At 73.9% G+C, this 24,163-nt stretch carries 25 protein-coding genes; 17 read left to right on the top strand and 8 right to left on the bottom strand.

Features of this window, described 5'->3' with window-relative positions:
• Positions 1–135: 135 nt before the first annotated feature.
• Positions 136–792, bottom strand: coding sequence for a phosphatase PAP2 family protein (locus ABTZ91_RS24975; protein WP_352079461.1), 657 nt, complete (start codon positions 790–792; stop codon positions 136–138).
• Positions 789–2,336 carry a diacylglycerol kinase family protein gene (locus ABTZ91_RS24970; protein WP_352079460.1) on the bottom strand — a complete coding sequence of 516 codons (1,548 nt, stop codon included), beginning with the start codon at positions 2,334–2,336 and terminating at the stop codon, positions 789–791. The genes ABTZ91_RS24975 and ABTZ91_RS24970 overlap by 4 nt, the downstream gene beginning before the upstream one ends.
• Before the next feature lie 173 nt (positions 2,337–2,509).
• Here ABTZ91_RS24970 and ABTZ91_RS24965 point away from each other — a divergent pair, with 173 nt between their 5' ends.
• Complete coding sequence (locus ABTZ91_RS24965) at positions 2,510–3,013, top strand: GNAT family N-acetyltransferase (protein WP_352079459.1); 504 nt, start codon at positions 2,510–2,512, stop codon at positions 3,011–3,013.
• A 39-nt stretch (positions 3,014–3,052) separates the two neighbouring features.
• Here ABTZ91_RS24965 and ABTZ91_RS24960 read toward each other — a convergent pair whose 3' ends face one another.
• Positions 3,053–3,511 carry a cyclic nucleotide-binding domain-containing protein gene (locus tag ABTZ91_RS24960; protein ID WP_352079458.1) on the bottom strand — a complete coding sequence of 153 codons (459 nt, stop codon included), beginning with the start codon at positions 3,509–3,511 and terminating at the stop codon, positions 3,053–3,055.
• A gap of 150 nt (positions 3,512–3,661) precedes the next feature.
• Positions 3,662–4,189, bottom strand: a complete 528-nt coding sequence (locus ABTZ91_RS24955) for a hypothetical protein (RefSeq protein ID WP_352079457.1) — start codon at positions 4,187–4,189, stop codon at positions 3,662–3,664.
• A 243-nt stretch (positions 4,190–4,432) separates the two neighbouring features.
• Here ABTZ91_RS24955 and ABTZ91_RS24950 point away from each other — a divergent pair, with 243 nt between their 5' ends.
• From ABTZ91_RS24950 to ABTZ91_RS24910, 9 genes are all read left to right on the top strand, one after another.
• Entirely contained in the window at positions 4,433–5,188 is a 756-nt protein-coding gene (locus ABTZ91_RS24950) for an amino acid ABC transporter ATP-binding protein (protein ID WP_352079456.1), read from the top strand.
• Between the two features lie 132 nt (positions 5,189–5,320).
• Complete coding sequence (locus ABTZ91_RS24945) at positions 5,321–6,163, top strand: glutamate ABC transporter substrate-binding protein (RefSeq protein ID WP_352079455.1); 843 nt, start codon at positions 5,321–5,323, stop codon at positions 6,161–6,163.
• A gap of 10 nt (positions 6,164–6,173) precedes the next feature.
• Positions 6,174–6,839: an amino acid ABC transporter permease gene (locus ABTZ91_RS24940; RefSeq protein WP_352079454.1), complete on the top strand. Its 666-nt coding sequence runs from the start codon at positions 6,174–6,176 to the stop codon at positions 6,837–6,839.
• Complete coding sequence (locus tag ABTZ91_RS24935; protein ID WP_352079453.1) at positions 6,836–7,753, top strand: amino acid ABC transporter permease; 918 nt, start codon at positions 6,836–6,838, stop codon at positions 7,751–7,753. The genes ABTZ91_RS24940 and ABTZ91_RS24935 overlap by 4 nt, the downstream gene beginning before the upstream one ends.
• 53 nt (positions 7,754–7,806) lie before the next feature.
• A complete protein-coding gene (locus ABTZ91_RS24930; RefSeq protein WP_352079452.1) occupies positions 7,807–8,985 on the top strand; it encodes a sulfite oxidase in 1,179 nt (392 codons plus the stop codon).
• A 100-nt stretch (positions 8,986–9,085) separates the two neighbouring features.
• Positions 9,086–9,916 carry an ammonia-dependent NAD(+) synthetase gene (nadE, locus tag ABTZ91_RS24925; protein WP_352079451.1) on the top strand — a complete coding sequence of 277 codons (831 nt, stop codon included), beginning with the start codon at positions 9,086–9,088 and terminating at the stop codon, positions 9,914–9,916.
• A gap of 143 nt (positions 9,917–10,059) precedes the next feature.
• A complete protein-coding gene (locus ABTZ91_RS24920; protein WP_352079508.1) occupies positions 10,060–10,455 on the top strand; it encodes a VOC family protein in 396 nt (131 codons plus the stop codon).
• Between the two features lie 132 nt (positions 10,456–10,587).
• On the top strand, positions 10,588–12,060 hold the full coding sequence (locus ABTZ91_RS24915; protein WP_352079450.1) for a cellulase family glycosylhydrolase: 1,473 nt from the start codon (positions 10,588–10,590) through the stop codon (positions 12,058–12,060).
• Positions 12,061–12,202: 142 nt separating this feature from the next.
• Positions 12,203–13,516 carry an alpha/beta fold hydrolase gene (locus tag ABTZ91_RS24910; protein WP_352079449.1) on the top strand — a complete coding sequence of 438 codons (1,314 nt, stop codon included), beginning with the start codon at positions 12,203–12,205 and terminating at the stop codon, positions 13,514–13,516.
• A 157-nt stretch (positions 13,517–13,673) separates the two neighbouring features.
• On the opposite strand, the gene ABTZ91_RS24905 is transcribed toward ABTZ91_RS24910, so the two are convergent.
• Both ABTZ91_RS24905 and ABTZ91_RS24900 read right to left on the bottom strand, forming a co-directional pair.
• Positions 13,674–14,267, bottom strand: coding sequence for a TetR family transcriptional regulator (locus ABTZ91_RS24905; RefSeq protein ID WP_352079448.1), 594 nt, complete (start codon positions 14,265–14,267; stop codon positions 13,674–13,676).
• Complete coding sequence (locus tag ABTZ91_RS24900; protein ID WP_352079447.1) at positions 14,264–14,833, bottom strand: hypothetical protein; 570 nt, start codon at positions 14,831–14,833, stop codon at positions 14,264–14,266. Before ABTZ91_RS24900 ends, ABTZ91_RS24905 begins: the two co-directional genes overlap by 4 nt.
• A 207-nt stretch (positions 14,834–15,040) precedes the next feature.
• Between ABTZ91_RS24900 and ABTZ91_RS24895 the strand changes: the two genes are divergently transcribed.
• The 3 genes from ABTZ91_RS24895 (at position 15,041) to ABTZ91_RS24885 (ending at position 17,981) form a co-directional block, all read left to right on the top strand.
• A complete protein-coding gene (locus ABTZ91_RS24895; RefSeq protein ID WP_352079446.1) occupies positions 15,041–16,162 on the top strand; it encodes a substrate-binding domain-containing protein in 1,122 nt (373 codons plus the stop codon).
• Positions 16,163–16,258: 96 nt separating this feature from the next.
• The gene (locus tag ABTZ91_RS24890; RefSeq protein ID WP_352079445.1) at positions 16,259–17,152 is read left to right on the top strand and encodes an SIS domain-containing protein; all 894 of its coding nucleotides are present in this window, start codon (positions 16,259–16,261) and stop codon (positions 17,150–17,152) included.
• 67 nt (positions 17,153–17,219) lie between these two features.
• Positions 17,220–17,981 (top strand): PIG-L deacetylase family protein, encoded by a 762-nt coding sequence (locus tag ABTZ91_RS24885; RefSeq protein WP_352079444.1) that lies wholly within the window; start codon positions 17,220–17,222, stop codon positions 17,979–17,981.
• A 37-nt stretch (positions 17,982–18,018) separates the two neighbouring features.
• Here the strand turns inward: ABTZ91_RS24885 and ABTZ91_RS24880 are convergent, their stop codons facing one another.
• Positions 18,019–18,798 carry a VOC family protein gene (locus tag ABTZ91_RS24880; protein ID WP_352079443.1) on the bottom strand — a complete coding sequence of 260 codons (780 nt, stop codon included), beginning with the start codon at positions 18,796–18,798 and terminating at the stop codon, positions 18,019–18,021.
• A 151-nt stretch (positions 18,799–18,949) separates the two neighbouring features.
• Positions 18,950–19,924 (bottom strand): NAD(P)/FAD-dependent oxidoreductase, encoded by a 975-nt coding sequence (locus tag ABTZ91_RS24875; protein WP_352079442.1) that lies wholly within the window; start codon positions 19,922–19,924, stop codon positions 18,950–18,952.
• A 63-nt stretch (positions 19,925–19,987) separates the two neighbouring features.
• Between ABTZ91_RS24875 and ABTZ91_RS24870 the strand changes: the two genes are divergently transcribed.
• From ABTZ91_RS24870 to ABTZ91_RS24855, 4 genes are all read left to right on the top strand, one after another.
• Entirely contained in the window at positions 19,988–20,572 is a 585-nt protein-coding gene (locus ABTZ91_RS24870; protein WP_352079441.1) for an XRE family transcriptional regulator, read from the top strand.
• Positions 20,573–20,677: 105 nt separating this feature from the next.
• Positions 20,678–21,682: an NADPH:quinone oxidoreductase family protein gene (locus tag ABTZ91_RS24865; protein ID WP_352079440.1), complete on the top strand. Its 1,005-nt coding sequence runs from the start codon at positions 20,678–20,680 to the stop codon at positions 21,680–21,682.
• Entirely contained in the window at positions 21,679–22,998 is a 1,320-nt protein-coding gene (locus ABTZ91_RS24860; RefSeq protein ID WP_352079439.1) for an acyl-CoA dehydrogenase family protein, read from the top strand. Before ABTZ91_RS24865 ends, ABTZ91_RS24860 begins: the two co-directional genes overlap by 4 nt.
• Positions 22,995–24,083, top strand: a complete 1,089-nt coding sequence (locus ABTZ91_RS24855; protein WP_352079438.1) for an acyl-CoA dehydrogenase family protein — start codon at positions 22,995–22,997, stop codon at positions 24,081–24,083. The genes ABTZ91_RS24860 and ABTZ91_RS24855 overlap by 4 nt, the downstream gene beginning before the upstream one ends.
• Positions 24,084–24,163 lie beyond the last annotated feature (80 nt).

The following is a 24,163-nucleotide window of genomic DNA, read 5'->3' as shown; positions in this document are numbered from 1 at the left end:
ATCCTCGCCGGTCCCTCCGGTCTTCCGGTGGCTCCGGTCCTTCCGGTCCCACCGGTCCCACCGGTCCCACCGGTCCCACCGGTCCCACCGGTCCCTCCGGTTGTGACGAGCGTGGGCCTTGCCCCTGGGGCAGGGTCAAGCGCGGGCGGCGAGCCGGGCTCCCGGGCCCGTCGCGCGCGCGACGGCCAGGGCCGCGGCGGCGCTCGCCATGCCCAGGACGGCGCCTGCGGCGACGTCCCCGGGGTAGTGCACGCCGGTGTGGACGCGGGAGTAGCCGACGGCGCTCGCGAGGATCCCGAGCGGGAACGCCGCCGGCGGGAGGACCACGCCCACCGCCGTGGCGAAGGCGACCGCCGAGGCCGTGTGGCCCGACGGGAAGGAGGCCGAGGTCGGCATCGGCACGTGGCGGTCGACGGTGACCCGGGCCGCCTCGCGGTCCGGACGGGCCCGGCGGACCAGCCGCTTGCCGAGCAGGTTCGCGGAGGCCGAGGCCACGGCGACCGCCCCGACGCCCACGACCGCCGCCGTGCGGGCCCGGCCGCCGAGCAGGGCGAGCGCGGCCGCGACGGACAGGGAGATCTTGGAGTGGTCGGCCGTGTGCGAGAGACGGCGCAGCGTCCGGTCGAGGGTCGGCGTCGGTGTCGCCGCCACCGCCGCGTACAGCGCGCCGTCCACCGCACGCAGGTCCGACAGGACGGCTCGGACGGTGCGCCAGGGCGCTCCTGCCCGGGGGGTTTCGCCCTCGGTGGGGGAGGCGGTGTGCGGGGTCCGGTCGGGTGTGGGTTCGTTCATCGGGTCTCTCCTCGGGGGCCGAAGGCCAGGGCGACGATGCGGCGCCAGCGCAGCGGCGGGGCGGGCGGTACGGTCCCGGGCCGGTCGCGCGGGACGCGTACGCGCAGGGCGTGCGGCCGCAGGGTGCAGACGACGGGGGTGGGCAGGACCAGGGCCTCGCCGTCGACCGCCACGGGGAGCGTGCCGGTGGCGGCGGTGACCTCGACGCGGCGTGCGGCGAGGATGTTCAGACCGGGGGACTGGGCGCCGCGGACGGCGAGTTCGGCCGCCTGCGCCGCGCCCTCCACACGGACGGCGATGACCCCGAGGACACCCCGGTCCAGACGGGGCCGCCGCCCCGAGCCGAGCGGGTCGGCGGGGGCGTCGTACGGGTTGTTGCTGACGAGCAGGGCCTGTTGGTCCGGCAGCGTCGTCCCGTCGACGACCGCGTCGAACCGGCGGCCGCCGTCGCCCGTCAGCAGGTCGGGCATGACGCTCAGGGCGGTGCCCGCCTTGGCGTCGCGGTACTCGGGCCGTTGCACGACATCCGCGTACACGCCGAAGGACACCGTGTTCACGAACGCCCGCCCCGCGACGTCGCCGAGGTCGACCCGCAGCTCCTCGCCGTCGGTGAGGGCGTCGAGGCAGCGGGCCGGGTCGTCGCGGTCGAGCCCGAGGTCCATCGCGAAGTGGTTGCGGGTGCCGGCGCTGATGACCAGGAACGGAAGGTCGTGCTCGGCCGCGACCGCCGCCACCAGGGCCTGCGTCCCGTCGCCGCCGGCCACGCCGAGCAGGTCGGCGCCGTCCGCGACGGCCTGACGGGCGAGCGCGGCGACGTCCACCTGCCGCGAGCCACGGGACTGGGCCGCCGCCCGGTGTTCCCGGCTAGAGGGTCCGGCCGCCGCCCCCTGTTCGGGGCCAGAGGATCCGGCCGCTGCCCCGTGCCCCGTCTCCAGCCCGGCGGTGTCCTGCCCAGCCGTCTCCCGCCGGGATGTCTCCTGCCCAGCCGTCTCCCGCCCAGCCGTTTCCTCCTGTGGGGTCCGTTCCTCCGTCGCCTCACCACCGTCCAGGAGGACGACCCGCGCGCCGAGCCGCTCGGCGTACTCGACGAGACCGAAGCGCTCCACCTTGCCGCCGCCCGACCTCGGGTTCATGAAGAGCACCGGCCTCCGCGGACGCGGTGCCGGTGTGGCCGCGCGCGGCCGGTGGGGCCGGCGCAGCGCCGAGCGGGCGCACAGCAGCGCGGCCGCCCACAGACCGAGCGCGATGAGCGCCGAGCGCCACAGACCGCCGTCGACGTAGAGCAGCAGCACGCCCACCGGCGTGCCGGCCGCGAGCAGCGCCCCGAGGAGCCGCACCGGCCCGCGGTGCGCCAGGAACCACCAGGTGCCGGCCGCGCACAGGACGAGCCCCGCGAGGCCCAGGCCGATGATCAGCAGCCCTCCGCTCCCGAACGGCACGAAGAGCGAGACGATCGCCGCCGCCGCGCACAGCAGCGCGAGCCGCGCGAGCAGTCGCGCCCGCGCCGCCACGACTCCGGTGTACGTCACCGTCCGTCTCTCCATGTCCCGGCCCTCCCCGTCTCGGCCCCAGCCTGGTACCCGGCGGGGCGCGGCACAGTCCCCACACGCCCGTTCGGGTGAGGACATCCATGTGAGTGAGATCGTCTCCGGACAGCTCCGCGTGTGCGGCCGGATACCGATTGTGGTGCGTGCGCGGAGCCGACAGGATCACTGGGGTGCACGAAGACGCGAAGCTCTCCGACGGAGTCGTCACCCTGTCGCCGCTGGGCCCCGGCGCACCGGACCCCGTCCCCACCCTCCACCGGCCCCGCTCGCGTGCGGTGTGGCGGGTCCACGGTCCCGCGCGCACCTTCGGCATCGGGGCCGGACGGCCGGTCGGCACCGTCCGCCTGTCCCCGGCGACCACCGGTTTCGCCCACGGTGACGTCGAGCTGTCCTACGCCCTGCTTCCCGAGGCCCGCGGCCGCGGCTTCGCCACCCGGGCGGTCCGCCTCGCCTGCGCGCATGCCGGGGCGCAGGGCGCCCGCCGGGCCGTGATCCTCGTCCCCGCCGCCGGTCCGGCGGCCGCCCCGGGCGGATCCTCGTCCGCCCTCGCGGCCGCTTCCGCCGTGTCCGCCTCCGCCGTCGCCCGGCGCGCCGGCTTCGTCCGCCGCGGCCAGATCAGCCACGCCGACGGCACCCTCTGGGACTGGTACGTACGGCTCCTCACGAGCCCCTGAAGGACCCGCCCCTGCCGCCGCGCACCGGCGCGGGGCACCTCAGGCCGGCATCCCGCTCCCGTGCGGCGCGTACAGGTCGAGCAGCCTGACCCGGGTCACCTGCAGCCGACGGGCCAGGATCTGACCGACCCAGAACAGCACGGACGAGCCGAACTCCGGGTCCGTCCGGCACATCGACCGCACGGCCGTCCCGTCGAACTCGTACGCCCTGACCGGCGTCATCGCCTCCGCGCCCGACTGACACAGATACGGCGGGAACAGCCACGACACGCCCACCAGCTCACCGTGCCGCAGCGTCTCGATGACCGGCCGGCCGCGCCCCGGCACCCTGGCGTCCAGAGTCACCGCGCCCGTCTTGACGATCCAGAACCGCTCGGCGCGGTCCTGCTCCTCGAAGAGCCGGTGCCCCGCCTCGAAGTACACGTCCTCGGCGAAGGCCATCAGCCGCTCCCGGTGCTCCGGCGGCAGAGTGCTGACCTTGGGTGCGGCGCTGCTCATGACGGACCTCCTCGGACCAGCGGATACGGTGCGTCCGCCTCCAGTGTCCGCCCGCCCGGCCCCGTACGCAGGCACCACGCGCGCCTCCTACCGGGTGTCCGCCGTACGGGCACCCTCCGCCGCACCCCTGGACGACCGGAGGCGGCCCCGTCAGCGCCCGGCCGCGGCGGAGGCGAAGACCTCGCTGCCGGCGATCAGGACGTGGACCGGGGCGTCACCGGGGCGCCCGGACTCCGCCGCCGGTGCCTGTTCGTACAGCGCGAAACCGCACTCCAGCCGCCCGCCCGCGGTCGGGCCGCCGTCGACGCCGAGGTCGGAGCCCAGGAGGAACACGGTCTCGCCGGCCACCGGTCCGGGCAGCGCCGCGCGGGAGCGCCCGAAGTGCGGACGGCTGTCGAGCCCGGCGGCCAGCCAGCCGTCGATGTCGGCCTCCAGGGCCGCGGCCTGCTCGTCGAGCGCGTGCCGCCGGTACCAGGCGGCGCCCTCCTGACGAATCCGCAGCAGCAGCGCCCGGTCGGCCTCGTCGGGCGCGGGGACCGTGCCGTCGTCGGACTGCCGGGCCCGGAAGCGGTTCACCAGCGGGATGAGCGAGTCCGTGAGCACGGCGCCCTCGGCGCGCAGATACTCCGGGATGGCGGCGGCGATGGCGAGCTCCCTCCTCGGCGTCCGCGCGGACACCGGCCAGGTCGTGCGCTGTTCCAGGGCGGAAAAGATCCAAGCAAGCGAGGGCCGCGGACGGCAAGGCCTTTCGCGCCACGTCCCGCATACCGGTCACCGGTCACCGACCGTCGCCCGGACCGGCACCGGCGGCCCTTCCCGAACGCCGCCGTCCGCCCGGCGTGCGCCCGTCCGGCGGAGGGCGGAGCATGAACGTGAAGAGGGAGGGAGCGGCAAGCGGGGGCGGTGACCCAGGAGGGTGTCATGCCCGTCCAGGACGGCGGCGACGCGCTCGTCGTGCTGAAAGACGTCGACAAGCACTTCGGCACGCTGCACGTGCTCCAGCACATCGACCTCACCATCCATCGCGGGGAGGTCGTGGTCGTCATCGGGCCCTCCGGCTCCGGGAAGTCCACGCTCTGCCGCGCCATCAACCGCCTGGAGACCATCGACTCCGGCAGCATCGTCATCGACGGCAGACCCCTGCCGGCCGAGGGGCGGGAACTGGCGGCGCTCCGCGCGGACGTCGGCATGGTCTTCCAGTCCTTCAACCTCTTCGCGCACAAGACCGTGCTCGAGAACGTCACCCTCGGCCAGATCAAGGTCCGCAAGAAGGACCGCCGGAAGGCCGAGGAGCGCGCCCGCACGCTCCTCGACCGGGTCGGGGTGGCCAGCCAGGCGGACAAGTACCCGGCGCAGCTGTCCGGCGGCCAGCAGCAGCGGGTCGCGATCGCCCGCGCGCTCGCGATGGACCCGAAGGTGATGCTCTTCGACGAGCCGACCTCGGCGCTCGACCCGGAGATGATCAACGAGGTCCTGGAGGTCATGCAGCAGCTGGCCCGGGACGGCATGACGATGGTGGTCGTCACCCACGAGATGGGCTTCGCCCGGTCCGCCGCCCACCGCGTGGTCTTCATGGCGGACGGCCGGATCGTCGAAGCGGCCACCCCCGAGGAGTTCTTCGGCAACCCGCGCAGCGACCGCGCCAAGGACTTCCTGTCAAAGATCCTGCACCACTGACCCGTATGACCACTCCGACCCCGTATGACCACTCCGACCCCGTACGAACCACTCCGACCCCCGTACGACCGACTCCGCCCCCCCCCGCACGACCGACTCCGACCCGACTCCGACCGTCTCACCGCTGGGGTGATGACCATGAACCCGCTCAGGAACCGAAGGATCGCGGTGACCGCGGCAGCCGCGGTCGCCCTCTCCTTCACCGGTACGGCGTACGCCGCCGCACTGCCCGCCGACCACGGGGAGGACAAGATCACCATCGGCATCAAGTTCGACCAGCCCGGCATCGGCCTCAAGACGCCGGACGGCACGTACACCGGCTTCGACGTCGACGTGGCCACGTACGTCGCGAAGGAACTCGGGCACGAACCCGCCGACATCGAGTGGAAGGAGGCCAAGAGCGCCGACCGCGAGACGCTGCTCCAGCGAGGCGACGTGGACTTCATCGCCGCTTCGTACTCGATCAACGACAAGCGGGCCGAGAAGGTCGACTTCGCCGGGCCCTACCTGCTCGCCCACCAGGACGTGCTGATCCGCGCCGACGACGACTCCATCAAGAAGCCCTCCGACCTCAACGACAAGAGGCTCTGCTCCGTCACCGGATCCACCTCCGCGCAGAACGTCAAGGACAAGCTCGCGCCCGACGCCCAGCTCCAGGAGTACGGCGGCTACTCGGAGTGCCTGACCGGACTCGAGAACGGGGTGATCGACGCCCTCACCACGGACGACTCGATCCTCGCCGGATACGCCTCGCAGGACGCGTTCAAGGGCAAGTTCAAGCTCGGCGGCTTCAAGCTGAGCAACGAGAACTACGGCATCGGCGTCCAGAAGGGCAGCGAGCTCAAGGACCGGATCAACAAGGCGCTGGAGAAGATGGTTGCCGACGGATCCTGGGACAAGGCCGTGCAGAAGAACTTCGGCCCGGCCGGATACAAGAACGAGCCCGCCCCGAAGATCGGCACCGTGGTCAAGTGAGCGGGCCGACGTGTTCGACTTCCTCGAAGGCTACGACCTGCCGGGAGCGTTCTGGACGACCGTCCAGCTGACCGTCTACTCCGCGGTGGGCTCCCTGCTCTGGGGGACGCTGCTGGCCGCGATGCGGGTCAGCCCCGTCCCCCTCATGAGGGGCTTCGGCACCGTCTACGTCAACATCGTCCGCAACATCCCCCTCACCGTCATCATCGTCTTCACCTCCCTCGGCCTCTTCCAGACCCTCGGCGTGAACCTGGGCGCCAGGGACTTCACCGTCGTCAACTTCCGCCTCGCGGTCCTCGGACTCATCGCGTACACGGCGGCGTTCGTGTGCGAGGCCCTGCGCTCCGGCATCAACACCGTCCCGCTCGGCCAGGTCGAGGCCGCCCGCGCCATCGGACTGAACTTCACGCAGACGCTGCGGCTCATCGTGCTGCCGCAGGCCTTCCGGTCCGTCGTGGGCCCGCTCGCCAACGTGCTGATCGCACTCACCAAGAACACCACCGTCGCCGCCGCCATCGGCGTCGCCGAAGCGGCCCTGCTGATGCGCGAGATGATCGAGAACGAGGCCCAGCTCATCCTCATCTCCGTGATCTTCGCCGCCGGCTTCCTCTGTCTCACCCTGCCCACCGGGCTGATCCTCGGCTGGGTCGCCAAGAAGGTGGCGGTGAAACGGTGAAGACCCGACCCGCCGTCCTCTACGACGTCCCCGGCCCGAGGGCGCGCCGCCGCAACCTCCTCTACACCCTCGTCTTCCTCGTCGCCCTCGGCTTCGCCGTCTGGTGGCTGGTGGCGAGCCTCGCCGACAAGAACCAGCTCGACTGGGACAAGTGGGCGCCCTTCTTCACCGACTCCCGGGTCTGGACCACCTACGTCCTGCCGGCCCTGAAGAACACCGTCGTCGCCGCCGCCCTCGCCATGGTCATCGCCCTGCCGCTCGGCGCGCTCTTCGGCATCGGCCGGCTCTCCGACCACCGCTGGGTCAGGGTGGGCGCCGGCACCGTCGTGGAGTTCTTCCGCGCCATCCCGGTCCTCATCCTGATGCTCTTCGCCAATGCCGCGTACGCCCAGTTCACGAACGTCAGCCCCGAGACACGGCCGCTGTACGCGGTCGTCACCGGCCTCGTCCTCTACAACGGGTCCGTCCTCGCCGAGGTGGTCCGCGCGGGCATCCTCGCCCTCCCGGCCGGCCAGACCGACGCGGCGAAGGCGATCGGCATGCGCAAGGGCCAGACCATGACGTACGTGCTGCTGCCCCAGTCGGTCACCGCGATGCTGCCGGCGCTCGTCAGCCAGCTCGTCGTCATCGTCAAGGACACGGCCCTGGGCGGCGCGATGCTCGGCTTCTCCGAGCTCCTCGCGTCCGTCCGTCCCATGAGCGCCAACTACGGCGCCAACACCATCGCCAGCTTCACCGTGGTCGCCGTCGTCTTCGTCGCCCTCAACTTCCTGCTGACCTCCTTCGCCGCCTGGCTGGAGGCCCGGCTGCGCCGTGCCAAGAAGTCCACCGGCGCGGTGGTCGGCGCCGACGCGGTGGAGGAACTGGCGGCGCCGGGGGAGCACGGGCCGCCACGGGGCGGGGGCGCCACGTGACGGGGCCGCCGGCCGCGATGGTGCCGCCGGGGCGGACGGCGCACCATGAAGACATGAACGACTCCCCGGCCCCCGGCCCCGGGGCCGAAGGCGCCCCGGTGGGCGGCGGCGCGACGAGGGGCGCCCCCGGCCTGCGGGACGTCAGCCCACCCGGCCGGCTCGCCGGACTCGACGAGGGGGTCAGCGGGGCGGAGCTGGCGCTCGCGGCGCGGAATCACGGACTGCCCCTCGAAGCGCTGCGGTACGACGTCACGCCGCCCGGTCTGCACTACGTGCTGGTGCACTACGACATCCCCGACGCCGACGCCGACGGCTGGCGGCTCACCGTCGGCGGCCGGGTGCGTCGTGCGCTCTCCCTCGACCTCGCCGACCTGCGCGCGCGGCCGGCGGTCACCCGCCGGGTCACGCTGGAGTGCGCGGGCAACGGCCGGGCGCGGCTCGTGCCGCGGCCGGTCAGCCAGCCCTGGCTGGTCGAGGCCGTCGGCACCGCCGAGTGGACCGGGGTCCCGCTGGCCGGTCTGCTGGCCGAGGCCGGGGCCTTCGAGGGCGCCGCCGAGGTCGTGTTCACCGGCGCCGACCACGGTGTCGAGCGCGGCGTCGAACAGGACTACCAGCGGGCCCTGCCGCTGACGGTCGCCGCCGACCCGGCGCGGGACGTGCTTGTGGCGTACGCGATGAACGGCGCCCCGCTGCCGCCCCAGCACGGCCATCCGCTGCGCCTGGTCGTGCCCGGCTGGTACGGGATGGCGTCCGTGAAGTGGCTGCGCGACATCACCGTCACCGACACCCCGTTCACGGGCTTCCAGCAGTCCGTCGCCTACCGCTACCGCCAGGAGCCCGACGAGCCCGGCGAACCGGTGGACGTCATCGAGCCACGGGCCCTGATGATCCCGCCCGGCTTCCCCGACTTCATGTCCCGCGCCCGCGTCGTCCGCCCCGGCCCCGTCCCGCTCGCCGGCCGGGCCTGGTCCGGGCACGGCCCCGTGGAGCGCGTGGAGCTCAGCACCGACGACGAGGAGACCTGGACCGACACCGAGGTCACCGCCGACCCGGCCCGGCCCTGGGCGTGGGCCGCGTGGCACACGACCTGGACGGCGACCCCGGGCCCGTACCGGCTCAGCGTCCGCGCCACGGACGCCGCCGGGCACACCCAGCCCCTCACCGCGCCCTGGAACCGGGGCGGCTTCGGGAACAACCTGGTCCAGCGGGTCGAGGTGGTCTGCCTCACGTAGCGCGGTCGGGAGCGTGCGGGACTCCGGAGGGCGCCCGGGCCCGGGATAGAGTCGACCCGGGACGTCCACCGCACACCACCGCACCACCGAGGAGCATTCCGTGACCGACCCGGAGACCACCGCCCTGCAGCAGCAGATCGCCCGGGAGCTCGAGGTCTCCGAGACCTTCGACCCGCGCGAGGAGATCGAGCGCCGGGTGGCCTTCCTCGCCGAGCGCCTCACCTCCACCGGGTTGCGCTGCCTGGTCCTCGGCATCAGCGGCGGTGTCGACTCCACCACCACGGGACGGCTCTGCCAGCTCGCCGTGGAGCGGGTCCGGGCCGCGGGCGGCGACGCCACCTTCTACGCCATGCGGCTGCCCTACGGCGTCCAGGCCGACGAGCACGACGCGCAGCTCGCGCTCGGCTTCGTCCAGGCCGACGAGGTGCTCACCGTGGACGTCAAGCCGGCCAGTGACGCCGCCCTCGACGCCACCCGCGCCGCCGGTGTCGTCTTCCGCGACGACCACCACCAGGACTTCGTGCACGGCAACATCAAGGCCCGCCAGCGGATGATCGCCCAGTACGCGGTCGCCGGCGCCCACAACGGCCTGGTCGTCGGCACCGACCACGCCGCCGAGGCCGTCTCCGGCTTCTTCACCAAGTACGGCGACGGCGCCGCCGACGTCGTCCCGCTCACCGGCCTCACCAAGCGCCGCGTCCGCGCCGTCGCGGCCGAGCTCGGCGCCCCCGCCGAGCTGGTCTGGAAGACGCCGACGGCCGACCTGGAGACCCTGGACCCGGGCAAGCCCGACGAGGACGCGCTCGGCGTCACGTACGACGAGATCGACGACTTCCTGGAGGGCAAGCCGGTCGGCGAGGCCGCCTTCGCCGCGATCGTGCGCCGCTACCAGCTGACCGAGCACAAGCGCCGGCTCCCGATCGCCCCCTGACCGCACGGTGCCGTCCGCACCCGAGGGTGACAGGCGGAGGACCATCCGGCCGTTTCCGCGTGGCGGGGACGGCCGGCCGCCTTCGCGGTGGTGTGCCCTGAGGGGACGCCAGCAGCGTTCCACCGAAGGGAGAACCACCCGTGTTGTTCGGCAGCACCCCGGCCTTCAGCAGTTTCTCGGTCGACGACCTCGACGCGGCCCGCACCTTCTACGGCGACACCCTGGGCCTCCAGGTCGCCGAGGAGGGAACGGGGGACATGCGGATGCTGTTCCTCACCCTCGCCGGCGGGGCGAAGGTCCTCGTCTACCCGAAGGGCGACCAGCACGCACCGGCGAGCTTCACCGTCCTGAACTTCCAGGTCGACGACATCGACGCCGCCGTCGCCGCGCTGAAGGCGAAGGGAGTCGACTTCCAGCGGTACCCGGGCTTCGACTTCGACGACAAGGGCATCGTCCGCAACACGGGGAACGAAGGCCCGGCCGGCATCGCATGGTTCACCGATCCGGCGAGGAACGTCCTCGCCGTCATGCAGGACTAGGACCCGGGCGTTCAGCGGACAGGTCAGTCGGCTGAACGGCGTCCTGCGTCATGACTCTTGTGGGTGGGGCGGCGATGCTGCTATCTCTCCGTTAGGAAAGTTTCCTTCCAGTCCATCGTCCGCGGAGACCCCATGACTTCGGCACGATCGGTCCACATAGCCGGCGGCCTCTCGGCCGCCCTCGCCGCCCTCCTCATCGGCCTCACCCCGCCCTCTTCAGCCGCGGCGGCCCCCACCGCCCCCGCCGCCCCCACCGCCGCCGTCGTCCACGAGGCCGAGAGCGCCACCGTCTCGCAGGGCGTGGTCGAGTCCAACCACACCGGATTCACCGGCGGCGGCTTCGTCAACTACCACAACACCACCGGCGGTTACGTCGAGTGGAAGGTCGACGCGGCCGCCGCCGGCACCGGCACGCTCACCCTGCGGTACGCCAACGGCAGCACCGCGAACCGGCCCATGGACATCACCGTCAACGGCACGCCGGTCGCCGACGACAAGGCCTTCGCGCCCACCGGCGCCTGGACCGGCTGGTCCACCACGAGCCTCACCGCCGCCTTGCGGGCGGGCACCAACACCGTCCGCGCCACCGCCACCACCGCCGTCGGCGGCCCCAACGTCGACCACCTCGCCGTCGACACCGCCACCACCCCGCCGCCCGCCACCGGCACCCCCGCCGCCGTCAACGGCCAGCTCACGGTCTGCGGCACCAAGCTCTGCAACCGCCACGGCAAGCCGATCCAGCTGCGCGGCATGTCCAGCCACGGCACCCAGTGGTACGCGCAGTGCCTCACCACCGGCTCCCTCGACGCCCTCGCCAAGGACTGGAACGCCGACGTGCTGCGCGTCTCCACCTACGTCCAGGAGGGCGGCTACGAGACCGACCCGCGCAAGTACACCGAGCTCGCCTCCGGCCTCATCGACCAGGCCACCGCGCGCGGCATGTACGTGATCGTCGACTGGCACATGCTCGACCCGGGCGACCCGTACGCCAACCTCGCCCGCGCCAAGACCTTCTTCACCGAGATCACCCAGCGCCACGGCACCAAGACCAACCTCCTGTACGAGATCGCCAACGAGCCCAGCGGCGTCGCCTGGTCCCGGATCCGGGCCTACGCCGAGGAGCTGATCCCGGTCATCCGCGCCAAGGACCCGGAGGCACCCGTCCTGGTCGGCACCCGCGCCTGGTCCTCCTTCGGCGTCTCCGAGGGCGGCAGCGAGGCCGAGGTGGTCGCCGACCCGGTGAAGGCCGCCAACATCATGTACACCTTCCACTTCTACGCGTACTCCCACCGGGACGCGTACCTGAACACCCTCTCCCGCGCGGCCGACCGGCTGCCCGTCTTCGTCACCGAGTTCGGCACCCAGAACTACGCGGGCGAGGGAAGCGACGACTTCGCCATGAGCCAGCGCTACCTCGACCTCATGGCCGCGAAGAAGATCAGCTGGGTCAACTGGAACTACTCCGACGACGGCCGCAGCGGCGCCGTCTTCAAGCCCGGCACCTGCGCGAACAACGGACCGTGGACCGGGACCACCTCGCTCAAGCCCGCCGGGGTGTGGATCCGCGACCGGATCAGGACGGCGGACGACTTCCCCACCTCCTGACCACGAGCCCGTGCCCAGGATCCCGTGACCGACCACGACCCCTGACACGGTTCCGTGACCCCGCCGGCCTCCTGATGCGGTGCGCACCCCCGCCATGTGATCCACTGTCCTGGCGGGGGTGTCACGAACAGGAGCAGTCAGCGTGTCCACGTACCGTCAGCCGGGGCTCGTCCTCACCGACCGCCGGTTCACCGTCCCCCTCGACCACGACCGTCCTACGGGCGAGTCGATCGAGCTCTACGGGCGCGAGATCGTCGCGAGCGACAAGGCCGACCGGACCGACCTGCCCTGGCTGCTGTACCTGGAGGGCGGCCCCGGCTTCGGGGCCCGCCGCTTCATCGGCCGGCAGGCCTGGCTCGGCCGGGCGGTCGCGGAATTCCGGGTCCTCCTCCTCGACCAGCGCGGCACCGGGAACTCCACGCCCGCCAACCGGCAGACCCTGCCGCTGCGCGGCACCCCGCGCGAGCAGGCCGACTACCTCGCGCACTTCCGCGCCGACTCCATCGTCAGGGACTGCGAGCTGATCCGCCGCCAGGTCACCGGCGGCGCCCCCTGGACCGTCCTCGGCCAGAGCTTCGGCGGCTTCTGCGCCACCCACTACCTCGGCGCCGCCCCCGAGGGCCTCGCCACCGTCCTCGTCACCGGCGGTCTGCCCTCCCTGCACGCCACCGCCGACGAGGTCTACCGGGCCGCCTACCCGCGCGTCCGGCGCAAGAACGAGGACCACTACGCCCGCCACCCCGAGGACGTCGAGCGCGCCCGCCGCGTCACCGCGCACCTCCACGAGCACCGGGTCACCCTGCCCGGCGGCGGACTGCTCACCCCCGAGGCCTTCCAGTCCCTCGGCATCCTCCTCGGCGGCGGCACCGGCACCCACCAGCTCCACCTGCTCCTGGAGCACGCCTTCGTCCCCACCCCGGCCGGCCCCGCCCTCTCCGACGCCTTCCTCGAGGCCGTCCAGGCCCAGCTCTCCTTCGCCGCCCACCCGCTCTACGCCGTCCTCCACGAGGCCATCTACGCCCAGGGCCCGAGTCGCGGCCAGGGGCCGACCGACTGGGCCGCCGAACGCGTCCGCGCCGAGTTCCCCGAGTTCGACGCGGCCAAGGCACCGGCCGGCGACGGCCCCGTCCTCTTCACCGGCGAGACGATCCACCCCTGGCACTTCACCACCGACCCGGCACTGCGCCCGCTGCGGGAGACCGCCGAACACCTCGCCGCGCGCACCGACTGGCCACCGCTCTACGACCCCGCCCGGCTCGCCGCCAACGAGGTGCCCGTCGCCGCCGCCGTCTACCACGACGACATGTACGTCGACACCGCCCACTCCCTGCAGACCGCGCGGGCGATCCGCGGCCTGCGCACCTGGGTCACCGACGAGTTCGAGCACGACGGCGTACGGGCCGGCGGCCCGCGCGTCCTCGACCGGCTCCTCGCCCTGGCCCGCGGCGAGCTCTGATCCGGGCGTGCTCCGCCCCTTTCGCGGAGCACGGTCCGGACGGCGGCGCGCGGTCCGGACGGCGGACTACGGCTACGGCCCGGACGGCGGGGTACGGCCCGGACGGCGGCGCGGCTTGGACGGCGGAGTGCGGCTGCGCCCGGACCGTCGAGCGCGGCTACCCGGCGAGCGTGTGCAGCACCTTCTCCGTCATCCGCCGCAGGGCCGCGCGGTCCGTGGTGTCGGGGCCCGGTCGTGTCACCCCGTCGTAGGCGAGTCCTTCGGCGAAGGCGACCAGGATCCGTCCGCCTTCCTCCGGGTCGGGGCTGCCGACCGCTGACGCGAGCAGCCGGGCCTGGTCGACGAACCGCCTTCTGACACGGTGCAGTTCCGCCCCCACGTCGTCGTGCGGGCGCCGGGCGGTCAGGAGGACGATCTCCAGGCGGGCGCGGGTCCGGTCGCGCCGCGGGCCGAGCCAGTGGGCGAGGACGCCCGCGAAGCGATCGGCCGCCCGGCGCAGCGGCGGCGCGTCCGCCATCGCTCCGGAGACGGTCGCCGCCTCGATCTCCGCCACTTCCTGTTCGGCGATGAAGCCGACGACGGCGGCGAGCAGGGCCTGGCGGGTGCGGAAGTAGTAACTGGCCGAGCCGGGCGGCACATCGGCCCGCGCGTCGACGGCCCGATGGGTCAGGCCGCGCAGCCCGTCCTCCGCGATGACCGTCACGGCCGCGTCGAGCAGCGCCCGTACGCGCGGGCTTCGGGTCCCGCTCACGCGAGGGCCCGCTGCCGGAGCCTGCGCAGCATCAGCAGACGTACGAGCCCGCTGAAGGGGCTGATGAGCCGCCAGTACCGCCCCATGGCCCGACGGGCCGTCTCGTCGAGGCACAGGACGCGGGTCTCGGTCACGACCCTGGTGCCGCCGGTGGCCGGATCGGGCGTGAAGCGCATGCTGAACGTCGCCTTCGCGTAACCCGGTTCCTCGAAGGCGGCGAACTCCCGCGCGTCGGTGACGTCCGGCCGGGAGGTCGCCGCCGCCATGGTCCACCACTGCCCCACGATCCCGCGGACGATCTCGTGCGGGGGGTCCTCGGCGAGCAGCAGGAAACCGCTCCGCAGGTCGTCCTCCGTCATCGCCGGCTCCTTCCGGCCGTTCTTCCAGCGGCCGAGCCGGCCTCGTACGGCGAACAGGGCCCGGACGACCGGCCCCCATCCCTCGCCGCCGGGCTGCTCCATCTTCCGCCACGCCGCCCACACCGTCTCCACCGGAGCGGGGACGACGGTCTGGTACCGCGATCCGAAGTGCGGGCGGGGAACGAACGTGCCTGCGATTCCCGTCATGGCCCGACTCTACATCTGTAGAGGGTGGCCGGGGGCGTGTTCGGCAGGAACCGGCCCCCGACGGGCACCGCTCGAAGCCGCCCCTTCGAAGTCGCTGCCCGGAAGCCACCGTTCCGAACGGGAGCAATCCGCGCGGACGGGGATAGGATTCCCGGCGCAATCGACCGGCGACGCGGCCGCCGGCGACCGGAGCACCAGGGGGCCCCGATGGCACACCGCGGGATTCCCGCGCCCGCGGCCGGACGCGAGCTGAAGTTCCGCGCCCTGGTCGCCCAGCTGCGCCGGGGCATGCTCGACGGCACCTGGCCGCCGGGCAGCAAACTCCCCACCGAGCGTGCCCTGGCCGCCGAGACCGGCGTGTCGGTGACCACCGTCCGCCGCGCCTACGAGGACCTGGTCGCCCTCGGTCTGGTCGAACGCCGCCAGGGCGCCGGCACCTTCGCCGCCCCGCGCACCGAGGAGGAACGCCCCGACCGCCGGGTGGTCGGCGTCCTCGTCCCCGACACCGCCTTCTACTACCCGCGCGTCCTCCACGGCATCGAACAGGAGCTCACCGCGGCCGGCGCCCGGCTGGTCCTCGCCTGCTCCCACTACGACCCCGCCGAGGAGGACGCCGCCGTCGAACGGCTGCTCACCGCCGGCGTCCACGGGCTGCTCCTCGTGCCCACCCTGCACACCGCCACCGACCCCGGGCGGCGGGCCGAGGAACTGCTCGCCCTGCCGGTGCCCGCCGTCCTCGTCGAGCGGCGCCTCGCCGCCCACGGACCCGGCGACCCCACCGAGCACGTGTGCACCGACCACGAGGGCGGCGCCTACGACGCCGTACGCCATCTGCGGGCCCTCGGGCACCGGCGGCTCGGCCTCGTCGTCCGCTCCGACGCCCCCACCACCGCGCCCATCGAGTCGGGCTTCGCCCGCGCCGTCGCCGACCTCGGGCTGCCCGCGCCCCACCGGCAGAGCGACGTGATGGCCGAGTGGAACCCGGAGCGCGCCGACCGGGCCGTGGCCGCCCTGCGCGAGGCCGGGACCAGCGCCGCCCTCTGCTTCGGCGACCGCGAGGCCGCACTGGTGCTCGCCGCCGCCCGCCGGGCCGGACTGCGGGTCCCCGACGACCTCGCCCTGATCAGTTACGACAACGAGTTCGCGGACGTCGCCGAGACCCCGCTCACGGCCGTGTCACCGCCCAAGTTCCAGGTCGGCCGCCTCGCCGCCCAGATCCTGCTGCGCCGGCTCGCCGACGGCGACGCCTCCCCGCTGCACCAGGTCCAGCTGCGGCCCCGGCTGGTCGTCCGCGCCTCCTGCGGCGCGGCCCGCGACACCGGCGCCTGACAAAAGTCCAAGCGGTGCTCACTGATTGCTCATGGTGTGCGCGGCCGCCACGGGATAGACATCCGTCCGGAGCCCCGAGAGAGGAAACCGGACGCCATGACGACCCATGTCGACACCGAGATCGCGAGCCAGCCCGACTGCTGGCGCCGCGCCGCCGTCCTCGCCGCCGAACGGGCCGACCTGCTGCCCCGGCCCGGCGAGCGGATCGCCGTCGTCGGCTGCGGCACCTCGTACTTCATCGCCCGCTCCTACGCGGCCCTCCGCGAGTCCCTGGGGGCCGGCGAGACCGACGCCTTCCCCGCCTCCGACCTCACTCCGCTCGGCCGCCGCTACGACCGGATCGTCGCCCTGTCCCGCTCCGGCACCACCACCGAGGTCGCCGCCCTGCTCGACGGCGCCGCCGGCCGGATCCCGACCCTGCTGCTCACCGCGGTCCCGGACAGCCCCGCCGCCCACCGGGCCGACACCGTCCTCGACCTCGCCTTCGCCGACGAACGCTCCGTCGTCCAGACCCGGTTCCCCACCACCGCCCTCCAACTGCTGCGCGCCGGACTCGGCGTCGACCTCGGGCCCTCCGTCACGGACGCCGAACTCGTCCTGTACGAGCCGCTGCCCGCCGCCTGGACGGCGCACCGCCAGTTCACCTTCCTCGGCACCGGCTGGACCGCGGGCCTCGCCGACGAGGCCGCGCTCAAGCTGCGCGGGGCCGCCCGCGCCTGGGCCGAGTCCTACCCGGCGATGGAGTACCGCCACGGCCCGATCAGCATCAGCGACCCCGGCAGCCTGGTCTGGTGCCTGGGCCCCGTCCCCTCGGGGCTCGCCGACGAGGTCCTCGCCACCGGCGCCCGGTTCGTCGCCGACGCCGTCGACCCGGTCGCCGCCCTGGTCCGCGCCCAGCGGCTCGCCGTCGCCCTCGCCGGCCGGCGGCGCCTCAACCCCGACCGGCCCCGGCACCTGACCCGTTCCGTGATCCTCGCCGGGGCGAACTGAGGCCGGGGCCGCCGGTCAGGGTCCCGAGCCCCCGGGACGGCCGCGGCCGTCCCCGTATCCTGCCGCCATGAGCGAGAAGACCGAACAGGCGCTGCCGCAGCTGGAAGAGATGCCCTCCGACTGGCAGCGCGCGCTCGCCGTCGTCGCCCACCCCGACGACCTCGAATACGGCTGCGCCGCCGCCGTCGCGGGCTGGACGGACGCGGGCAAGGAGGTCGCCTACCTGCTCGTCACGCGCGGCGAGGCGGGCATCGACGGACTGGACCCGGCCGCCTGCGGCCCGCTGCGCGAGCGGGAGCAGCGGGAGAGCGCCGCCGTGGTGGGCGTGGAGACCGTGGAGTTCCTCGACCACGCGGACGGCGTGATCGAGTACGGGCTCGGCCTGCGCCGCGACATCGCCGCGGCCATCCGCCGGCACCGGCCCGAACTCGTCATCACGCTCAACCACCGTGACACCTGGGGCCCGGAGCCCGGCGGCTACTGGAACACCCCCGACCACCGGGCGGTCGGCCGCGCCACCCTCGACGCGGCCGCCGACGCCGGCAACCGCTGGATCTTCCCCGAACTGACCGAACAGGGCCTCGCCCCCTGGAACGGGGTCCGCTGGGTGGCCGTCGCCGGATCCAACCTCCCGACCCACGCGGTCGACGCCCGTCCGGGCCTGGAACGCGCCACCCGCTCGCTCCTCGCCCACCGCACGTACATCGAGGCGCTGACCGACCGGGACGCGGAGGAGTACTGCCGTGACTTCGTCACCGAGTCCACCGAGCGGGCCGCCGCCCGCTTCGGCGGCCGGCCGGCGGTGACGTTCGAGGTGTTCCCGCACTGACCCGGCACCCCGGCGGCGAGGTCGGCGCGGGCCCACGTCAGCGCATGGGCGCGGGCTTCAGGACGGCGAACGGCGCGCCGAAGGGGTCCGCGAGCCAGGCGATGCGGCCCACGTCGGGCACGTCCGCCGGCGGCATCAGGACCGAACCGCCGCTCTCCTGGGTCGAGGTGGCGATCACGTCCGCGTCGGTCACCGCGAAGTACGGCACCCAGCGCGCCCGGGACGCGCCGCTCTGCAGCGGCGCCACGCCCCCGAACGAGGCGTCCTGCTGGTCGCCTTCGGCCGTGGAGATCACCCGGTACGTCATGCCCGGCGTGTCCATCGCCTGCCAGCGCCAGCCGAACAACGCCTGGTAGAAGGCGAGCGTGGCCTCGGGGTCGCCGGTGTGCAGCTCGGTCCACACCAGGGTGTTGTCCTCCGAGGTCCGCTCCAGGCCCTTGATCGTGCCGGGCTGCCACACGGCGAACTCGGCGCCGCCGGGGTCGGTCAGGGCCGCCATCCGCCCCGCGTCCATGACGTCCAGGGCGTGGACGCGCACGGTCCCGCCGTTGGCCTCGGCGGCGTGCTCGGTGGCCTCGACGTCGGGGGTCTGGAAGTAGACGGTCCAGGCGCTGCTCGCACCCTCCTCGGTGAGCGGGCCGAGCGCGGCGACCGTACGGCCCTCCTGCCGGAAGAAGCCGTAGCCGCCCGCGCCGGGGCCCGCCGGGGTGAAGTCCCAGCCGAAGACCCGGCCGTAGAAGACGGCCGCCGCGTCGGTGTCGGGGCTGCCGAGGTCGATCCAGCTGGGGGAGCCCGTCGTGAAGTCCGTACCGAGCATGGGGTGAGTTCCGTCCTTCCCTGGAGGATGTCTTCCCGTCACCATGGCCGATCCTCGGCCCTGCCTCCGGTCCGCGTGCCCCGCGGGCGCCGGTTTCATCCACTCGGCCCACAGCTCGGCCCCGGCGCCGCCCGTCGGGCCGCCCCGTCCGTCACCGCGTGCCCGCCGCCACCCGCCGGTCCAGGTCCGCCATCAGCAGCTCCGCGTTGACCGCGACCGCCGCCCGGTAGCCGCCGCTCGCCGCGTTGACCACCTGCTCGTGGGCGCCGATCGCGTTGCCGGCCGCCCACACCCCGGGCACGCTCGTCCGGCCGGTCTCGTCGACCGTGACGAAGCGCCCGAACGGGGTCTCGTGCGTGGCCGCGCCCAGGGCGGTGAGGAGCCCGTCGCGGGGCACCGTCCTGGTGCCGACGAACAGCACCTCGCGCGGCACGGTCCGCCCGTCCCTCATCCGTACGCCGGTCAGCCGGTCGCCCTCGACCGCGAGGTCCGCCACCTCGCCGGTCACGACCGTCACGCCGGCCGCCGCGAGCCGGGCCGTGTCCTCGGCCGAGGGCTCGGGGGCCGTGTGCAGGAACAGCGTCACGTCGGACGACCACTGCGAGACCACCAGGGCCTGGTGCGCCGGAAGGGCGGGGTGGGCGATCACGCCGAAGGCCCGGTCGCGCACCTCCCAGCCGTGGCAGTAGGGGCAGTGGAGCACGTCCCGGCCCCACCGCTCGGCGAGGCCGCCGATCTCTGGGAGCACGTCGACGAGGCCGGTGGTCACGATCAGCCGCCGGGCGCGCACCGTCCGGCCGTCGGCGAGCGACACGGTGAAGCCCTCCGGGGCGTCCGGCGCGGCCGCCGTCACCCGGCCCTCCGTCCACTCCACCCCGTACGCGGCGATCTCCTCCCGGCCCACGGCCAGGAACTCGGCCGGACTCATCCCGTCCCGGGAGAGGTAGCCCTGCATGTGGGCGGCGGGGGCGTTGCGCGGCTCGCCGGCGTCGATCACCAGGGTGCCGCGCCGGGCCCGGCCCAGGACCAGGGCCGCGCTCAGGCCGGCCGCGCCGCCGCCGACCACCACCACCTCGTACGGCCGGTGCTCCGTGTCCACGGTCTTCTCGTTCCTGTTCTCGTCCATGCCACGAGCTTCGCCGCGCGTGGCGGAGTTGACAAACGGAGTTGCCATTTCTGCAATGGGGAAATGACCGAAGACGAACGCATCGCCTCCGTCCTCGACGAGGTCGGACCCCGCCTGCGCCGCATCCGGCGCGAGCGCGGATCCACCCTGGCCGAGCTGTCCGCCGCCACCGGCATCTCGGTGAGCACCCTCTCCCGCCTGGAGTCCGGCGGGCGCAGGCCCAGTCTGGAGCTGCTGCTGCCGATCGCCCGCGCCCACCAGGTCCCGCTGGACGAGCTCGTCGGCGCGCCGCCGGTCGGCGACCCCCGCGTCAGGAACCGGCCGATCGTGCGCCACGGCCGCACCCTGTACCCGCTCACCCGCCAGCCCGGCGGCCTCCAGGCGTACAAGGTCGTCCACGAGCCGGGCGCCGAGCAGCCCGACCCGCGCGTGCACGAGGGCTACGAGTGGTTGTACGTGCTCTCGGGGCGGCTGCGCCTCGTCCTCGGCGAGAACGACGTGGTGCTCGGGCCGGGGGAGGCGGCCGAGTTCGACACCCGGGTGCCGCACTGGTTCGGGCCCGCGGGGGACCGTCCGGTGGAGTTCCTGAGCCTGTTCGGACCGCAGGGCGAGCGGATGCACGTACGGGCGCGGCCCAAGAAGTCCTGAGCGCCTGGTTCCGTCAGCCCAAGCGACCGCTTAGTATGCGATCCACCCGCGCGAAAACCACCGCGCGGGCGCCCAGGACCACGACGGCTGCGGGAGGCCTTTCGCATGCAGGCATGGCGAGTGCACGAGAACGGCGAACCGGGCGAGGTGATGCAGCGCGACGAGGTGGAGCGGCCCGAGCCCGGGCCCGGCCAGGTGCTGCTGAAGGTCCGCGCCACCGGCCTGAACTTCCCCGACGCGCTGCTGTGCCGGGGCCAGTACCAGGTGCGGCCGCCGCTGCCCTTCACCCCCGGGGTGGAGGTCTGCGCCGAGACCGAGGACGGCCGCCGGGTCATCGCGACCCCCGCGCTGCCGTACGGCGGCCTCGCCGAGTACGCGATCGCCGACGCGGCCGCGCTGCTGCCGGCGCCCGAGGCGCTCGACGACGCCGAGGCCGCCGCCCTCCACATCGGCTACCAGACCGGCTGGTTCGGGCTCCACCGCAGGGCCGCGCTCAAGGAGGGCGAGACCCTCCTCGTGCACGCCGCCGCGGGCGGTGTCGGCAGCGCCGCGGTCCAGCTCGGCAAGGCGGCCGGCGCCACCGTGATCGGCGTCGTCGGCGGCGCGGACAAAGCCGCCGCCGCCCGTGAACTCGGCTGCGACACCGTCGTCGACCGGCACGCCGAGGACGTCGTCGCCGCCGTCAAGGAGGCCACCGGCGGCCGGGGCGCCGACGTGATCTACGACCCGGTGGGCGGCGCCGCCTACCAGCAGTCCGCCAAGCTCGTGGCCTTCGAGGGCCGGATCGTGGTCGTCGGCTTCGCCAGCGGCACCATCCCGAGCCCCGCCCTCAACCACGCCCTGGTGAAGAACTACTCGATCATGGGCCTCCACTGGGGCCTGTACAACCTCAAGGACCCGGCGGCCGTGCTGCGCTGCCACGAGACCCTCACCGAACTCGCCGCCAAGGGCCTGATCAAGCCGTACGTGAGCGAGCGCGTCCCCTTCGAGGACGCCGCCGACGCCGTGCAGCGCCTCTCCGAGGGCGTCACCACCGGCCGCCTGGTCGTCCTGCCGGCCGGGACCGCGGACGGACGCGCCGACGGACCTGCGGAAGGAGCCCGCGCATGACCGCCCGTCACGTCCCCACCGCCTCCACCGATGGCGCCGCCCGTGACGCCCGTACCGCCTCCACCGGCGGTGCCGCCCGCAACGCCCGTACCGTCCCTGCCGACGCCACCGCCTCCACCGGCGGTGCCGCTCGTAGCGTCGACGCGGACGCCCTGCGCGACCTCACCCGCCGGTTCCTGGCCGAGCACCCGCCGGCCGACACCGACCGCACCGCCTTCCTGCGCGCGCGCTTCGACGCCGGGCTCGCCTGGGTGCACTACCCGGTCGGCCTCGGCGGACTCGACGCCCCGCGCGCCCTGCAGGCGGTCGTCGACGCCGAACTCGCCGCCGCGGGAGCCCCCGACAACGACCCCCGCCGGATCGGCATCGGCCTCGGCATGGCCGCCCCCACCCTCCTCGCCTACGGCTCCGACGAGGTCAAGGAACGTTTCCTCAAACCGCTGTGGGTCGGCGAGGAGGTCTGGTGCCAGCTCTTCAGCGAACCCGGCGCCGGCTCCGACCTCGCCGCCCTCGGCACCCGCGCCGTCCGCGACGGGGACGACTGGGTCGTCAACGGGCAGAAGGTGTGGACCTCCAGCGCCCATGTGGCCCGTTGGGCCATCCTCATCGCCCGCACCGACCCCGACCTGCCCAAGCACCGGGGCATCACCTACTTCGTCTGCGACATGACCGACCCCGGCGTCGAGGTCCGGCCACTGCGCCAGATCACCGGGGAGGCCGAGTTCAACGAGGTCTTCCTCACCGACGTCCGCATCCCCGACGCCCATCGCCTCGGCGAGGTCGGGGACGGCTGGCGAGTCGCCCAGACCACCCTGATGAACGAGCGCGTCACGATCGGCGGCTCCCGCATCCCGCGCGAGGGCGGCATGATCGGGAAGGCCGCCGCCACCTGGCGCGACCGCCCCGAACTGCGCACCCACCACCTGCACCGCCGCCTCCTCGACCTCTGGGTGGACGCCGAGGTCGCCCGGCTCACCGGCGAACGGCTGCGCCAGCAGCTCGTCGTGGGCCAGCCCGGCCCCGAGGGCAGCGCCATGAAGCTCGGATTCGCCCGCCTCAACCAGGCCATCAGCGCCCTGGAGGTCGAACTCCTCGGCGACGAAGGACTGTTGTACGGCGAGTGGGCGATGGTCCGGCCCGACCTGGTCGACTTCACCGGCCGTGACGCGGGCTACCGCTATCTGCGCGCCAAGGGCAACTCGATCGAGGGCGGGACCACCGAGGTCCTGCTCAACATCGTCGCCGAGCGGGTCCTCGGCCTGCCCGCCGAGCCCCGCAACGACAAGGACGTCGCCTGGAAGGACCTCGCCCGATGAACGCAACGCCGGACCTCCTCTACTCCGAGACCGAGGACGACCTGCGGGCGGCGGTCCGCTCCCTGCTCGCCGACCGGGCCGACGCGCAGACCCTGCTCGGCCGGATCGAGGAGCCGGCCCCTTACGTCCCCGGACTGTGGGAGGCCCTCGGCGCCGGGATCGGCGCCGCCGGACTGCTCGTCCCCGAGAAGCTGGGCGGCCAGGGCGCGAGCCACCGCGAGGCGGCGGTGGTCCTGGAGGAGCTCGGCCGGGCGGTGACCCCGGCCCCGTACCTGACCAGCGCCGTGATCGCGACCGAGACCCTGCTCGCGCTCGACACCGCGCAGGAGCCGGTCGCCGAGCTGCTCGCCGCCCTCGCCTCCGGCGGGACGACCGCCGTCCTCGCGGTCCCGCTCTCCACCGCCCCCGGCGCCCCGCCGCCCGTGACCGACGGCCCCGTCCCCGCCGTCGCGGACGCCGTCGCCGCCGACGTGCTCCTCGTGCCGCGCCCCGACGGGCTGTACGCCGTGCCCGCCGCCGACGCGGTGATCACCCCGCTCTCCCCGCTCGACCTCACCCGCCCGCTCGCCCGCGTCGACGCGGGCGGTGCCGGCGGCACCCGCCTCGCCGACGCCGAGCGGGCGCGGGACGCCGTCCGGCGCGGCCTGCTCGCCGGCGCCGGGCTGCTCGCCTCCGAGCAGCTGGGGATCGCCGCGTGGTGCCTGGAGGAGACCGTCCGGCACACCAAGGAGCGCCACCAGTTCAGCCGGCCGATCGGCTCCTTCCAGGCGCTGAAGCACCGCATGGCCCAGCTCTGGCTGGAACTGGTCGGGGCCAGGGCGGCGGCCCGGGCCGCCGCCGACGCGCTCGCCACCGGCGCCCCGGACGCCGCGCTGACCGTCGCCGTCGCCCAGGCGTACTGCTCCAAGGCCGCCGTGCACGCCGCCGAGGAGTGCGTCCAGCTGCACGGAGGCATCGGCATGACCTGGGAGCACCCGGCGCACCTGGCGCTCAAGCGGGCCGTGGCCGACCGGACGGCGCTCGGTTCCCCCGGCCGGCACCACGACACCGTCGCCGCCCTGATGGACCTGCCCGCTCCCGCGTAGGACGTGTAAGGACCCCAGGTGTCCGCACCCCTTGACATACTGTTTAATTGCGATCGATTCGCAACAACAGTCGATCTTCA

Source organism: Streptomyces sp. NPDC126499 (genome assembly GCF_040302485.1).
Lineage (GTDB): Bacteria > Actinomycetota > Actinomycetes > Streptomycetales > Streptomycetaceae > Streptomyces.
This window is presented reverse-complemented; position numbering and strand designations above follow the sequence as displayed.